Annotated in this window: 12 protein-coding genes and 1 pseudogene; 6 read left to right on the top strand and 7 right to left on the bottom strand. The window is 72.2% G+C overall.

Annotation, left to right across the window (positions count from 1 at the left end):
* Positions 1-66: 66 nt before the first annotated feature.
* The 4 genes from O3X23_RS20910 to O3X23_RS20895 are packed head-to-tail and all read right to left on the bottom strand — an operon-like array spanning position 67 to position 3,875.
* On the bottom strand, positions 67-852 hold the full coding sequence (locus O3X23_RS20910; RefSeq protein ID WP_269272975.1) for a DUF2306 domain-containing protein: 786 nt from the start codon (positions 850-852) through the stop codon (positions 67-69).
* 22 nt (positions 853-874) lie between these two features.
* Positions 875-1,099, bottom strand: coding sequence for a ferredoxin (locus O3X23_RS20905; protein ID WP_269272974.1), 225 nt, complete (start codon positions 1,097-1,099; stop codon positions 875-877).
* A gap of 5 nt (positions 1,100-1,104) precedes the next feature.
* Positions 1,105-2,313 (bottom strand): cytochrome P450, encoded by a 1,209-nt coding sequence (locus O3X23_RS20900; protein WP_269272973.1) that lies wholly within the window; start codon positions 2,311-2,313, stop codon positions 1,105-1,107.
* Between the two features lie 56 nt (positions 2,314-2,369).
* Positions 2,370-3,875, bottom strand: a complete 1,506-nt coding sequence (locus tag O3X23_RS20895) for an FAD-dependent oxidoreductase (RefSeq protein WP_269272972.1) — start codon at positions 3,873-3,875, stop codon at positions 2,370-2,372.
* Positions 3,876-4,153: 278 nt separating this feature from the next.
* On the opposite strand from O3X23_RS20895, the gene O3X23_RS20890 reads away from it, so the two are divergent.
* Complete coding sequence (locus O3X23_RS20890; RefSeq protein ID WP_269272971.1) at positions 4,154-5,362, top strand: acyltransferase family protein; 1,209 nt, start codon at positions 4,154-4,156, stop codon at positions 5,360-5,362.
* Between the two features lie 113 nt (positions 5,363-5,475).
* On the opposite strand, the gene O3X23_RS20885 is transcribed toward O3X23_RS20890, so the two are convergent.
* The 3 genes from O3X23_RS20885 to O3X23_RS20875 all read right to left on the bottom strand — a co-directional run bounded on the left by O3X23_RS20885 (position 5,476) and on the right by O3X23_RS20875 (position 8,691).
* Complete coding sequence (locus tag O3X23_RS20885) at positions 5,476-6,864, bottom strand: class II 3-deoxy-7-phosphoheptulonate synthase (RefSeq protein ID WP_269272970.1); 1,389 nt, start codon at positions 6,862-6,864, stop codon at positions 5,476-5,478.
* A gap of 36 nt (positions 6,865-6,900) precedes the next feature.
* Positions 6,901-7,779, bottom strand: a complete 879-nt coding sequence (locus O3X23_RS20880; protein ID WP_269272969.1) for a shikimate dehydrogenase family protein — start codon at positions 7,777-7,779, stop codon at positions 6,901-6,903.
* Positions 7,780-7,971: 192 nt separating this feature from the next.
* Positions 7,972-8,691: a 4'-phosphopantetheinyl transferase family protein gene (locus O3X23_RS20875; RefSeq protein ID WP_269272968.1), complete on the bottom strand. Its 720-nt coding sequence runs from the start codon at positions 8,689-8,691 to the stop codon at positions 7,972-7,974.
* A gap of 104 nt (positions 8,692-8,795) precedes the next feature.
* Between O3X23_RS20875 and O3X23_RS20870 the strand changes: the two genes are divergently transcribed.
* From O3X23_RS20870 to O3X23_RS20850, 5 genes and pseudogenes are all read left to right on the top strand, one after another.
* The gene (locus tag O3X23_RS20870) at positions 8,796-9,485 is read left to right on the top strand and encodes a peptidyl-tRNA hydrolase (protein ID WP_331283926.1); all 690 of its coding nucleotides are present in this window, start codon (positions 8,796-8,798) and stop codon (positions 9,483-9,485) included.
* Positions 9,486-9,626: 141 nt separating this feature from the next.
* Positions 9,627-10,986 (top strand): annotated as a pseudogene (locus tag O3X23_RS20865) (DUF692 domain-containing protein).
* Between the two features lie 14 nt (positions 10,987-11,000).
* Positions 11,001-11,978, top strand: coding sequence for a TIGR04222 domain-containing membrane protein (locus O3X23_RS20860; protein ID WP_269272966.1), 978 nt, complete (start codon positions 11,001-11,003; stop codon positions 11,976-11,978).
* 105 nt (positions 11,979-12,083) lie between these two features.
* Entirely contained in the window at positions 12,084-12,824 is a 741-nt protein-coding gene (locus O3X23_RS20855; protein ID WP_269272965.1) for a TIGR04222 domain-containing membrane protein, read from the top strand.
* 300 nt (positions 12,825-13,124) lie between these two features.
* Positions 13,125-14,696, top strand: coding sequence for an alpha/beta hydrolase (locus O3X23_RS20850; RefSeq protein ID WP_269272963.1), 1,572 nt, complete (start codon positions 13,125-13,127; stop codon positions 14,694-14,696).
* Positions 14,697-14,717 lie beyond the last annotated feature (21 nt).

Below are 14,717 nucleotides of genomic sequence, written 5' to 3'. Positions count from 1 at the left end.
GGACAGCATGGGGTGGGGCCGCCTCGGGGGATGGGTGGCGGCCCGACCGTTGTGGTGCCGGAAGCGTCAGGAGGACGACGAGGCGGACGCGGCTGCCGCGCGGCGGCGGGCGAGCCGGGCCTTGTTCCGGGCACCGGAACCCCGTTCCACGATCCACCACTCGGCGATGAGCAGCGGAATGATCCACCCCGGCCACGAGGCCATGCCCGCGCGGGTCTGGCCCCACTCGATCAGCTCGGGGATGTTCTGGGTGACGGGCGGCGGCAGGATGGTGTGGTCGTAGATCACCCCGAGGATCCGGCTGACGATGATCGACAGCGTCAGCGCGAAGCTGCGGATCATCCACCTGCGGTGGTCGGTGTACCGGCGCTGGCGCGCCATCCGGAAGCCGGCGACGGTGCAGGCGATCCACAGCACCGAGGTCGTCATGGTGCTCAGCTGCATCGACAGCCCGGACGGGCTGACGTATCCGACGACGATGGCCGTGACGCCCGCCGGGAGGACCCCGGCGAACACGTACAGCCGTCCGCTGGTGCGGTGCACGACCGGGTAGTGCTGGCGCAGCGACGGCCACACCTGGAGGCAGCAGCAGGCCAGTGCCACCGAGCCGAAGATGACGTGGGCCACCAGGACGGAGTAGTGCAGGGGGAAGTCCGGATTGGCGGGGATCTTGGACTGCGCGGGATCGAAGGTCAGGTACCGCGGTACCGAGTGCAGGAAGAAGACCGCGCACACGGTGGCCAGCGGGCCGACCCACGGACGCCGCCACCACCGGGTGCCGGTGGGTCCGCGTTCGTCCGTCGGTATCGGGTCACCGGACACCAGCTCCGGCTCGGTTGTTGTGGTTGTCACGACCGTTCTCCTGCCTTTCGGCTCAGTCGCCGGCCGACAGGGTCTCGCCGGTGGTCTTGTCGGTGATGCGGATCGCCCGGTACGGGCAGTAGTCCGCGGCGTCGAGTACGTCCTCGTCGGGTTCGATCCACTCCGCTACCGGGATGGACTTGGCGTCGACGAGCTCGAAGCGGTCGGGCAGGTTGCCGTTGCACAGCCCCGCCCCCATGCAGACGCGGTGGTCGACCTCCACGTGCCAGGAGCCCATCGCGCTCACCACCGCACCGGCAGGCCGCTCACCCCGCGGACGACGTTGTCGACCTTCCAGGGGACCTCCTCGGCGAGTACGGCCAGTTCCAGCGTCGGCAGCCGGCGGATCAGGGTCGACAGGGCGATCTGCAGCTCGATCCGGGCCAGCGGGGCGCCCAGGCAGTGGTGGATGCCGTGGCCGAAGGCCATGTGCGGGTTGTGCTTGCGGGTCAGGTCGAGCTCCTCGGGACGCTCGAAGACCCGCTCGTCCCGGTTGCCGATCGCGGGGAAGATCATGACCGCTTCGCCGGCCCTGACCAACTGGCCGCCCAACTCGATGTCGGCGGTGGCGATACGGGTGTTCTCGGAGTACGGGCTCAGCGGGGTGTAGCGCAGCAGCTCCTCCACGGCGGTGGGGACCAGCTCCGGGTCGTCCAGCAGCTGCTGCCAGTAGCCGGGGCGGGAGAGCAGCGTGTAGAGGTAGTTCGCCAGCTGGTTGGCCGTGGTGTGGTGGCCGGTCGCCAGCAGGGCGATGCCCATGGTGATCAGCTCCTCCTCACTGAGCCGGTCGTCGTCGTCGCGGGCCGAGACCAGTGCGGACAGCAGGTCGTCGGTGGGCTCCGCGCGGCGCTTGGCGATCAGGGTCGCCAGGTACTCCGGCAGCCGCTCGAAGCGCGCCTCGTTCATCTCTTCGAGGGTGTAGGTCTCGCCCACCGTGAGCCAGGTGTCGATCCAGCCGCGGAACCTGTAGTGGTCCTCCAGCGGCACACCGAGCATTTCGCAGATCACGGTGATCGGCAGCATCCAGGCGAACTGGCTCGCCAGGTCGCCCTCGGTGCGGCCCTCGGCGGTGAGCTTGTCGAGCAGGTCGTCGGCGATCTGCTGCGTCCTGGGCCGCATCTGCTCGACCCGCCGGACGGTGAACGCCTTCGCGACCAGCTTGCGCAGCCGGCCGTGCTCCGGGTCGTCCATGCTGACGATGTTCTTCTCCTCGTAGGCCTTGCGTACCCGGGGTACGTCCTTGCCCACGGTCTCCGCGCGGCTGAAGCGGGGGTCGGCGAGGACGACCTTGATGTCGTCGTACCGGGTGGCGAGCCAGGCCTCGCCGCCGTACTGCATGTTGACGCGGGTCAGCGCCTGTTCCGCGCGCAGCTCGGCGTACTTGGGGTGGATATCAACAGCCTCCGCCGGCGCGAAGGGGTAGTTCACAACTTCGCTGTCGGTAACCGTCATCAGACGTCGACCTTCCTTTGTGTGCGTGACGTAGCCTCGGGCAGGATGACGGTGCGTCAGGCACCGATGGCGCGCGGGTGCGTGAAGAAGTTGTCCGGGTCGTACCGCTTGTTGACCTGGAGCAGGCGCGGGTAGTTCTGGCCGTAGTAGGCGGCCTTCCAGTCGGTCAGCAGCGGGTCGGGGAAGTTGATGTAGGACTGGCCGTTGGAGAAGGGCGCGACGGCGTTGAAGCCCTTGGTGGTCCACGCGATGGCGGCGGCCGCGTCCTCGGGTGCCGGGGCGGCGCTCTGCAGCGCGATGCCGTAGCCGACGTGGAAGAGCGCGTCGCGGTGCACGTACGCGGTGGCCGTCGGGCTGGGGTCGCCGGCCGCGCCGCCCAGGCCCATGAAGCTCAGGTAGCGGGTCTGCCCGGGGCGCCGGTCGGCGTCGAACGCGGCCAGGGCGGCGGCCGAGGCCGCGGCGTCGAAGGGCTGCTCGACCATGCGGGTGCGCATGCGCTGCCAGGGGGTGCGGGCCAGCACGGCCTCGACGCTGGCCTCGTTGGCCAGGCCGTAGATGTGGTGCATGCCCTCGTCGTACGGCAGGTCGAGGACGGTGCTGCTGGCGGGCGTGCGGCCCACCTGCGAGCCCAGCTCGGCCAGCGCGGCGTCGGCCTGGGACTTCGGCCCGTAGAAGCAGCCCTGCTGCAGGATGAACGGGGCGTTGCCCTCGGCGGCGTCGGGCACCACGATGATGACCTGGGCGCTGCTGTTGCGCGGCGACTCGGCGTACCAGGCCTGCCAGACCGGCAGGAACTCCTGGGCGTCCTCCCAGTTCCAGATCTGCTCGTAGAAGACCATCCGCGGCGCGGAGATGGGCCGGACCTCGAAGTCGAGGACGACACCGAAGTTGCCGCCACCGCCGCCGCGCAGGCCCCAGAGCAGGTCCGCGTGCTGCGTCTCGGAGGCGCGGATGACGGTGCCGTCGGCCAGCGCGACCAGCGCGGAGACCACCCGGTCGCTGCCGATGCCGTACGCCCGGCTCTGGTAGCCGATGCCGCCGCCGGAGAAGAAGCCGCCGGGGCACACCGTCGGGCAGGTGCCGGTGACGATCTGCTGGTTGTAGGGCTTCAGGGCGGTGACCGCGTCGATGCTGTGGGCTCCGGGGCCCAGGTGCACGGTCGGGTTGCCGCCGCCCTTGATGTGGTTGATGCGCGAGACGTCCAGGACCAGGCCCTCGCCCAGGGACCAGCCGGCGAAGTTGTGGCCGCCACTGCGGGTGCGCAGCGACAGGCCGTTGTCCCGGGCGAAGCGGATCGCCGCGGTGACGTCCGCGACGGACTCCCCGTAGACGATGCCGTCCGGGGTGATCGCGTCGAATTCCGCGATCTTGTTCTGTTTCGCCGTCGCATAGGTGGCATCCGACGGCAGCACCACATCGCCCTGTATGCAGCTGCGCAGCTTCGCCCAGTCGGGGCCGGCGGCTTTGCCGCCCGCGGCGGCGGCCGAAGTGGCGTTCCCGACGACCGAGGCCCCCAGGGCGAGTGCTCCTCCGGTGCGAAGCAGAGACCTTCTGTTGATCATCGTTCCTCCGATGAATAGTCATGTACGGAAATCACGAGAGTCCCCGTGGATTCGCGGCGAGACTAACCCGCGCGGGCGGGGCCATAACTCCCCTCAGTTCTCCGGCACTTCACGGCCACGGTTGGCCGGAAAGAGAGGGGGGTGATACGGGACTGTTCGAACGTGCGGGCTACCTAAACTCGCCATGAATGGCTGCGGATCACCGGCATGCTGGGAAAGATCTTCCACTCCTCCCTGCCGATGGATTGCGCCGCCTTGGCAGCGAGAGGAGCTCGGACGTGCCCGCAACCATGCCGGTCGTGGAATCCGATCCACGAATACCGGAACGCACCAGTCTCAATTCGCTGACGGGAATGCGGCCTTTTGCCGCGCTGCTCGTCTTCGCGATCCACATACTGCAGCCCTTCGACCCGATCAAGCCGACCGGGCCGATCAACCCCTTCGGCGACCAGGACGTCGCCCAGGGCCTCTACGACTTCTTCGCCCCCGCCGGGTACATGGGGGTGTCGTTCTTCTTCCTGCTGAGCGGCTTCATCCTGACCTGGTCGCTGCGGCCCGGTGACCGGGTGACCCACTACCTGCGGCGCCGCCTGGTCAAGATCTTCCCGAATCACCTCGTCACCTGGGGCATCGCGCTGGCCCTGTTCGCCGGCGCCTACGCCCCGGTGAGCGCGTGGCTCTCCAGCCTGTTCCTGGTGAACTCCTACAGCACGGACGCCGCTCTCCAGATGGGCGTCAACCCGCCCGCCTGGTCGCTGTGTTCCGAATTGCTCTTCTACATGCTGTTCCCGCTGGCGCTGCTCGGCGTGAGCCGCATCCAGCTGAACCGGCTGTGGCTGTGGGCGGGCACCATGGTCGCGTGCACCGTCGGAGTCGGACTGGTCACCACCTATATCGTCACCGACTCCCCGAAGAACCCGATCATTCCGCTCTCGATGACGCAGATGTGGTTCAACTACACGTTCCCGCCGATGCGGCTCTTCGAATTCGTTCTGGGCATGCTGCTGGCCCGCATCGTCCTGGCGGGCAAGTGGCCGCGCATTCCCGCCGCCGCCGTCCTGACCCTGCTGGCGGCCGGTTACGCCGCCGCGCTCTACGTGCCGCCGCCCTTCAACTTCGTCTCCGCCACGATCATTCCGTTCAGCGTGGCGATCGGCGCGGCGGCCTCCGCCGACATCCGGGGAGCGCGCACCTACCTCAACGGCCGCTTCATGGTCTGGTTCGGAAACGTCTCCTTCGGCTTCTACATGTGCCAGGGCATCGTGGTCTTCTGGGGCCGCCCCGCACTCCTGGGCGCGGACACCTACAGCACTCCGGTCGCCGTACTCGTGGTGATCGGCTACTTCCTGGCGACGCTGCTCGCCGGCTGGCTCCTGCACGTCCTGGTGGAGAAGCCCGCCATGCGCGCCTGGAGCCGGAGCCGCAAGATCCCGCCGCGGAGCGATCCCGCCGCGCCGCGGGAAGTGGAGCACGCCGCCGCCGGCTAGCCGGGGCGACGACCGCACCGACCACCGCCTGCGACGGGCTCCGACCGGGCCCGTCGCAGGCGGTGGTGTGCCCCGGCCCGTCCGGCCGGCCATGAGCGGCCGGACGGGCCCGGTCATCCCCGCACCAGCTCGGCGACCAGGAAGGCCAGCTCCACCGACTGCTGCGGGTTGAGCCGCGGATCGCAGCTGGTCTCGTAGCGCCCGGCCAGCGCGGTGTCGTCGATCTGCTGCGCACCGCCCAGGCATTCGGTGACGTGGTCGCCGGTGAGCTCGATGTGCAGCCCGCCGGGGTGGGTGCCGAGGTCGCGGTGGACCTGGAAGAACCCCTTGACCTCGTCGAGGATGTGGTCGAAGTGCCGGGACTTGTAACCGCTCGCCGTCTCGTGGGTGTTGCCGTGCATGGGGTCGCACTGCCAGATCACCTGATGACCGGAGGCCGTCACCTTCTCCACGATCGCCGGCAGCACCTCACGGATCTTCCCGTAGCCCATCCGGCTGATCAGCGTGAGCCGGCCGGGCACCCCGTCCGGATCGAGCCGCTCGACGTACTCGGCCGCCTGCTCCGGTGTGGTGGTCGGGCCTATCTTGAGGCCGATGGGATTCGCCAGCATCGCGGCGAGTGCGATGTGCGCGCCGTCCAGTTGCCGGGTGCGCTCCCCGATCCACAGGAAGTGCGACGACAGGCTGTACAGCCGCTCCGCGCCCTCGGGACCCGCGGCCCGCAGCAGCCCCCGCTCGTAGTCCAGCAGCAGCGCCTCGTGGCTGGCATAGATCTCCGTGGTGTGCAGGGCGCCGTGGTCGACGTTGCACGCCGACATGAAGCGCAGGCCGTTGTCGATCTCCGCGGCCAGCGCCTGGTAGCGCTCACCGGCCGGGGAGGTGCGGACGAAGTCGCGGTTCCAGTCGTGCACCTGGTGCAGATCGGCCATGCCCGCCGAGGCCATGGCCCGGATCAGGTTGAGGGTGGCACCGGAGTGGGCGTACGCCTGGAGCATCCGGTTCGGGTCGGGGATCCGTGCTGCCGGTGAGGGGGTGGCGGAGTTGACGATGTCTCCGCGGTAGACCGGCAGTCCGAGGGTGTCGCTGCTGTTCGACCGGGGCTTGGCGTACTGGCCGGCGGTCCGCCCCACCTTCACCACCGGCAGGCTGGCCGCGTAGGTCAGGACCACGGCCATCTGCAGCAGCGTGCGCAGGTTGGACCGCACATGGGCCTCGGTGTTCCCGGCGAATGTCTCGGCGCAGTCGCCGCCCTGCAGCAGGAACGCCCGGCCCCGGGCGACCTCCGCGAGCCGGGTCTGCAGCCGGTCGACCTCGCCGGGCACGACGAGCGGCGGCATCCGCTCCAGCACCCCGCGTGCCTCGCGGACCGCCTCCGGGTCCTCGTACTCGGGCTGCTGCGCCGCGGGCAGGGCGAACGTCTCGTCCGCGAGCACCCTCAGACGGGCCGGCAACGGGTCCCGCACCGGCGGTGGTTGGGGCTGGGTCGCGATAGCTGGTGACATACCGAGCAGCGTAGGAAGAGGCCGCACACTGACCGGCTATCGCGCAGTAACCGCCCGGCCACTGAACCGGTCCCGGCCCTCGGAGCGCTCGGATCGCGCCAGGTCGTCCATCCCGAAGAACTCCCGGTAGAGGGCGAGCTGCTGCGCCAGCATCGGCGCGCCGTACTGGATCCGCAGCCCGCGCGCCCCGGCGGCCCGCAGCAGCGGGGTCGTCCGCGGCTTCATGATGATGTCGGCGACCACCGCCCCGGCCGGCAGCTCCGCCGGGTCGAAGGGCAGCGGATCGTCCGGGTCCAGGCCCATCGGGGTGGCGTTCACCGCCATGTCCGCCGCCGCCAGAGTGGGCCGCGCCGACCCCGTCACCCGCCCCGGCCAGTGCTCCGCCAGTTGCGAGACCAGCGCGTTCACCCGCGCCAGGTCCCGGTCCCAGACGGCGACCTCCGCTCCCGCCAACAGCAGCGCGACGGCGATGGCGCGGCCGGCTCCACCGGCTCCGGCCAGCGCGATCCGCTTGCGGTACGGGTTGTGGCCCTCGGCGAGCAGCCCCCGGACGAAGCCCTCGCCGTCGAAGTTGTCCGCGTGCCAGCCGCCGTCGGCGGCCCGCCGGATCGCGTTCGTGCCACCGCTCAACTCGGCGGCCGGACTGACCAGATCGGCGAACCGCAGGGCGGCCGCCTTGTGCGGCACGGTGATCAGCAGCCCGTCGACGTTCTCGGTGCGCTGCAGCCCGGTGATGACCTGCCGGAGGTTCTCCGGACGGGCGTGCACGGGCACCAGGACGGCGTCGGCGCCCAGTTCGACGAAGAGCGGATTGACCATCATCGGAGCCTGGACCTGCGCGACCGGGTCGCCGATGACCGCGAACAGCCGGGTCGTGCCGGTGATCCGCGGGTTGCCGGTGCTGGTGCCGTCCATGACGCTCCTCGCTGGGCCGGGGCTGGGGGGCCGGGCCCTGGCCGGGCCGGACCGTGGCCGGAAAGCGGCCGGAATCAGCCTCGCAGGAGTCCGTACGCGATACCGGACCGGCGGCGGAGACAGGGAGGTGTTAGGGGGTGGGTGAGGCGGTCCGGCGGGGCATGGCCGACACGGGTCGGTATGCGGGGACGCTCAGTTCGGGGCGGCCACGGCGACCGCGGCGGCGCGGTTCTCCCCCACGGCCACATCGGCGAGGGACCAGCCCGCCGGGCCGGCGGCGGGCGCCACGCCGGTCCCCACGTAGTCCAACGAGGGCTCACGGCCGAGACCGATGCCCAGCCCCTTCAGGTACGCCTCCTTCCGCACCCACGCCCGCGCGAAGGCCGCGGGCCGATCCGGCGGCTCCAGCGCTCCCAGCTCGGCGATCTCCACCGGATGCATCACGGCCGCGACGTCCGCCACCGCGTCGGGCGAGGGAACGGTCTCCACATCCACCCCGACCGGGGTCGCGGCGAAGGCCAGCAGGGCGAAACTCCCGCTGTGCGACAGCGAGAAGTGCACGCCGCCGCCCTCCACGGCCGGCCGACCGTGCGGCCCGCCGCACGACGGGCAGTCCTCCTGGACCAGCGTGATGCCCCCCGGCGCGGTGCCGAGGTGGGCTCCGAGCAGCAGCCGCAGCCCCACGTGCGCGGCGCGGTAGCAGTCCCGGTCGGCGTCGGCGCGGAAGGCCGCGGCGCGGCGCAGCTCCCGCGGGTCGAGGACACCGGACGCCAGCCGGGCCGCGAAGGCGGCGTGCCGGGCCGCGTCGACCAGCCACAGCCGTGGCGGGTCGCCGGGGGCGGGCAGCGCCATCGGCTCGACGTGCGCCACCGGGTCGAGCTCACTGGGAACGCGTATCGCGGCCGTATCCACCGGCTCATGGTAGATCGTCGACGGTTCGCGGCCGGGCGGATCCGGCCGCGGACCGTCGGACGGCCCGCCGCGTCCTCGACCGGGCACGGTGGCAGACTGTGGCCGTGACCAGCATCGACCGCGACGCCGCGCCCCAGTTCGTCCTCCCGCTCGTCGTCCGCATCGAGAAGGACGACCCGCCGGGGCGCACCGACGCCCTGGAGACCGCGGCGCGCGCCGTCCTCACCCTGCTGTCCGACGAACGGTCGGCGGGCGACGGCGAATGGGCCGAGGCGGTACGGGACTGGCAGGACGCCCGGATCCGCAAGGTCGTCCGGCGGGCGCGCGGCGCGGAGTGGCGCCGCGCGGGGTACCTGCCGAACATCACCGTGACCGGCAAGGAGGCCGAGGTGCGGGTCTATCCGCCGGTCCCGCTGGACGGCTGGCCCAAGGTGCTGGCGAAGCTCCAGGTCTCGGGCACCGAGCTGGACGACCCCGAGCCCCCGCCGCCCGCGGAGGACGGACTGCCGGTGCTGTGGATGAACCCCGAGCTCGACATGTCCGCGGGCAAGGCCATGGCCCAGGCAGGCCACGGCGCGCAGCTCGCCTGGTGGGAACTGACGGACGCCGAGCGGACCGCGTGGCGCGACGCCGGTTTCCCGCTCGCGGTCCGCTCTCCCGCGCCCGCCGCCTGGTCCGCGCTCACCGATTCCGGCCTCCCCGTGGTGCGCGACGCCGGTTTCACCGAGATCGTCCCCGGCTCCTGCACCGTCGTCTCCGACTTCCGCCCGCTGCGCCGCACCGCCGGCGCGTAGCTCCGGCGCGGGCGCCGAGCGGCCCGCGCCTGGCATGGCAACCTCAAATCAAGCTCTGAACCGGCCGCCCACAGGGTTCGCCCGGTCCTGACGGGGCCATCACCCCGGCACGGCGTGTGCAACAACGCGGAGGGGGACGGCATGAAGGACCTGGGTACGGGGATCGGCTGGCGGCCGGAGATCGCGGAGGCGATCGACGGACTGGCCGGGGTCGAGTGGGTGGAGGTCGTCTCGGAGAACCTCTGCGCCGACCACCTCCCGGAGCCGCTGCGGCGGCTGCGGGAGCGCGGCACGACGGTGATCCCGCACGGGGTCTCCCTGGGCCTCGGCGGGGCGGAGCGCCCGGACCCCGGACGGCTGGCGGCGCTCGCCACCCGGGTGGGGCTGCTGGGGGCGCCGCTGGTCAGCGAGCACATAGCGTTCGTACGGGCCGGCGGGCCGCTGACCGGCTCGCCCCGGCTGGAGGCCGGCCACCTGCTGCCCGTACCCCGCACGCGGGACGCGCTCGACGTGCTCTGCGCGAACGTCCGCATCGCGCAGGACGCCCTGCCCGTGCCGCTCGCGCTGGAGAACATCGCGCCGCTGCTCGGCTGGCCCGACGAGGAGTTCAGCGAGGGCGAGTTCCTGTACGAGCTGGTGGAGCGCACCGGCGTGCGGCTGCTCGTCGACGTCGCCAACCTGCACACCAACCACGTGAACCGGGGCGAGGACCCGGTCGCGGTGCTCGACGAACTGCCGCTGGAGGCCATCGCCTACGTGCATGTGGCGGGCGGCATCGAGAAGGACGGCGTCTGGCACGACACGCACGCGCATCCGGTGACCCGGCCGGTGCTGGACGTGCTCGCGGCGCTGCGCGAGCGGGTCAGCCCGCCGGGCGTCCTGCTGGAGCGGGACGACAACTTCCCCTCCGCGGCCGGGCTGGCCGCGGAACTCACGGCGATCCGCGCGGTGGGTTCAGAGCGGCCCAAGGAGGCGCACTGTGTCTGACGCCGGCACCGCCCGCACCGCGGGCGCCACCCGTACGACGGGGACCGCCTTCGCCACCGGTCCTGACGACACCGCCGCCGCCCGGCAGCGCCTGGCGCTCGCGCAGACGGCGCTGCTGTCCGCGCTGGTGGCGGGCACCCCCGTCCCCGAGGGCTTCGACCGGGGGCGGATCGGCGTCCAGTCGCGGGCGCTGGCGGCCAAGCGCGCGGACGTGACCGCCAAGGTGGCCCCGGAACTGCCGGAGATCCTCGGGGACCGCTACCGTCCCGCCTTCCTGCGGTACGCGGCCGCGCACCCGATGGAGGGCGGCTACCGCCTCGACGCGCTGCGCTTCGCGGAACACGTGCTGGAGGCGGGCGCGGACGTGCTCGACGACGCCACCCGCGGCCTGCTGAACGGCTGGTGGCGGGAGCGCTCGGGCCCGGCCCCGCTGTCCACGGCCGCCCGCCCGGACCGCCTCGCGCGGCTCCGCCGGGTCATCGGCACCGCGCGCAACGCGCTGCCGGGGCGGTGACCGCGATGCCCGTCATGACCGGTCTCACGCTCGCCGTGTACCTGCTGATCGCCGCCTCCTCCGCGTACCTCGTCGGGGAGCGGATCCGCGCCCGCCGCTTCACCCGCCCCTACCAGGGCGACGCTCCCCGGGATCCGCTGGAGACCGCGTTCCTGGCCGGTGGGCCCGGCCGGGTCGCGGACACGGTGATCGCGGCCATGCACGGGGACGGCCGGATCGCCGTGACCGCCCCCGGACTGCTCACCGTGATCCGGCCGGTCGCCCACAACCCGGTCGAGGCCGCCCTGCTGGAGGCCTGCGGCGCCGAGTGGGGCGGCGGTCTGCGCCAGGTCCGTACGGCGGTGCTGACCGGGCCGTCCGTGCAGTCGATCGGCGACCGGCTCGCCCGCCGCGGCCTGTTCTTCCAGCCCGAGGTGCACAGCAGATGGCGGCGGGTGTCGACGCTGCACAAGACCGTCTGGTTCCTGCTGCTGTTCCTGTCGCTGGCGGAGGTGATGCCGCACGTGGTCGTCGGCTCGGGCCTGCCGCTGTTCGTTCGGGTGCTGCCGGGACTCGCCGTCGGGCTGCTTGTCCTCCTGACGTGCTCGGCGCCGCGCGGCCGGCTCACTCCGGCCGGCCGGCGGGTGCTGCAAGGGCTCCGCGTGAACCACCGTCCGCTGCGACCCCGCCCTGCCCCGTCCGGCGCCTCCGACCCGATGCTGCTGTTCGCGCTGGCCGGCCCCGCTGCGCTCCAGGACGACGTGCTGCGGGACCAGTTGGCGCACTCCTCCGCACCGACGTCCGAGCCGGGCGCGTGGGGCGACGCCGCGGGCGCCTGGGCCGGCGGGGGCGCCGGCTGCGGGGGGTCCGCGTCGAGCTGCGGAGGTTCGTCGTCGAGCTGCGGGGGTTCGTCGTCCAGCTGCAGTTCGAGCTCGGGGTCGAGCTGCGGTTCGAGTTCCGGTTCCAGCTGCGGCTCCAGTTCGGGCTCCAGTTGCAGCAGCAGCAGTTCGTAACGGGCCGGCCCTGGCGCGGCAGGACGTCACCTGGGGCCACGCCAGTCGTCGGCCAATCCGTGAAATTCCCGGCGGGGCGTTACTACCGTCGAGTAGAAAACAGCTATGTGGATGCTGCTCCTCCTCGTCGCGTGCGTCGCGACGGTCGTCTCCTGCGCCCGTCTGTGCCGGGCCGCGATCGTCGCGGGCGCCCTGCCCGGGACCGAACCCGGCGGCGCGCTACCGGTTGCCGAACTCGGTCTGTACGAGACGGCGTTCCTGTCCGGCGGACCGCACCGGGTCACCGATCTGACGCTGGTCTCGATGGCGGGCGAGCGGCGGCTGCTGCTCGCGCACACCGGATGGGCGACGGTGGTCGACACCGAGGGCCGCGACGATCTGGAACGCTCGCTGATCGCCTCGATCGGACCGGCCGGCCAGTCGCCGGTCGCCGCGATACGGGTGGCGCACGCGGCGGCGGGCGCCACCCGCGCCCTGGGCGAACGGCTCGCGGGCGACGGGCTCGCGGTGCCCGCGGCGGCCCGGGAGAGCGTCACCGCGGGCATCCGGCAGGTCCGCGGCGCCCTCGCGCTGAACCTGCTGATGTTCGGCGCGGCCATGGTCCTCTCCTCCGGCGGGCAGACCGGCGGCGGGCAGGCGCCGGCCTGGTTCTCCCTGCCGCTGCTGCTGACCACCGGATGCTGGATCATCGCCCGGGCAGAGGTCCACCCGTACACGCGCTGGGCCTCCCCCGCCGGGCAGGACGCCCTGCGTGCCGTTCCCGACGGTCCCGGCCCGCTCGCCGCACTGGCGGTACGCGGACCGGGCGCGCTGGTGGACCCCGCACAGCGCGCGGCGCTCGCCTAGGCCGTGTCTGACAAATCCCGCCTGGCCCGGAACGCCTGGCACGCACGCTCGCTGCGTTGTCGGGCTCATCCACGTACCCCGGTACGAGGACGACCCTCCGCCTTGCGATCGCACGCACCAGACGCCCCGGGCCCCGCCCTCCGGGCGGACGCCGCTATTTGTCAGACACGACCTAGCGCCTCCCCAGGACGAAGCTCCTGGCGGGAGTGGTCGCGGCCGACACCCCCCGCTTGTCCTTTACTTCATCCACCACCGCCCCAAGGATCCCTTTTGTCACGCCCTGACAGGAGAGGATCCTTTGTGCGATCAATCGCGCTGTACGGCGTCGCAGGAACCCTGGCGCTGAGCACCCTGGCCGTCACTCCCCCCGGGTCGGCGGCCATGGAACCGCCGCACGGCGACCGGGTGTCCGAGGCGCGCGGCGCGAACCTCGCCGCCGAGCGCGCCGGCCGGGCCGGAGTGACGTTCGGGAAGTGCGCCACCGCGACCCGGCTGCCCGCCTCGGTCCGGTGCGGCACCGTGTCCGTCCCGCTGGACTACGCCCGGCCGGACGGCGAACGGCTGGACCTGGTCATCAGCCGGGTCTCCGCCACCGGACCGGCCGGCGAGCGCCAGGGCGTCCTGCTCTACAACCCGGGCGGACCCGGCGGTTCGGGGCTGTACTTCCCGCTGTTCAGCGTCATGAGGGTCAAGGAGTACGCCAAGGTCGCCCGCGCCTACGACTTCGTGGGCTTCGACCCGCGCGGGGTCGGCCAGTCCGCGCCGATCTCCTGCCAGGCACCCGCGGATTCCGTGAAGGCGCCCACCCGCGATCCGCGGCCGACGGGCGAGCGCGACAAGCAGGACCGGATCGCGGACGCGAAGGCGTACGCCGAAGGCTGCGAGCGCCGCTCAGGACATCTGCTGCCGTACCTCACGTCGCTCAACAGCGCCCGCGACCTCGACGTGATGCGCGCCGCGCTCGGCGAGCGCGGGCTCAACTTCTACGGCGCCTCCTACGGCACCTACCTCGGCGCGGTGTACGCGACGCTCTTCCCCGGGCACGTGCGCCGCATGGTCCTGGACAGCGTGGTCGATCCCGACCCGCGCCAGATCTGGTACCGGGCGAACCTCGTGCAGTCCGCCGCCTTCGAGGCCCGCTGGGCCGACTGGCGCGACTGGGTGGCCCGGCACGACGCCGTGTACCACCTGGGCACCGACCGCGGGCAGGTGCAGGACACCTACGACGCGGTGCGGACCGGGTTGGCCGTCCGTCCGGCCGGCGGTGTGGTCGGACCCGGGCAGTTGCAGAGCACCTACCTCGGCGCCGGGTACTACGACGACACGTGGCCGGGCCTGGCCGCCGTCCTGTCCGCGTACGTCCACGGCAACCCTGCGCCACTGATCGCCGAGGCGTCGCCCGACCCCGCCAGGGCCGTCCAGAACGAGAACGGCAACGCCGTCTACACGGCCGTCGAATGCGCCGACTCGCCCTGGCCGCGCGACTGGTTCACCTGGGACCGCGACAACACCGAACTGGCCCGCACCGCGCCCTTCGAGACCTGGGACAACGCCTGGATGAACCTGCCGTGCGCCTTCTGGAAGGGGCCGCACCGGCAGCCTCTGGAGGTGCGCGTGTTCGGTCCCAAGCTGCCGCCGGTGCTGCTGGTCTCCGCGGAGCGCGACGCCGCCACCCCGTACCAGGGCGCCGTCGAACTCCAGCGCCGGCTGCCCGGCTCCGTGCTCCTCACCGAGCGGCAGTCCGGTTCGCACGGCGTCGTCTACGGTCCCAACACCTGCGTCAACCAGCAGGTCGACGCGTACCTCCTGCGGGGCAGGACGGGAACGGACCGCACGCCCACGTGCGGTCCGCATCCCGAGCCCAAGCCGTAGAACCCGCGGCCTGCCCGGGCC

This window comes from Streptomyces sp. H39-S7, from assembly GCF_027158205.1.
Lineage (GTDB): Bacteria > Actinomycetota > Actinomycetes > Streptomycetales > Streptomycetaceae > Actinacidiphila.
This window is presented reverse-complemented; position numbering and strand designations above follow the sequence as displayed.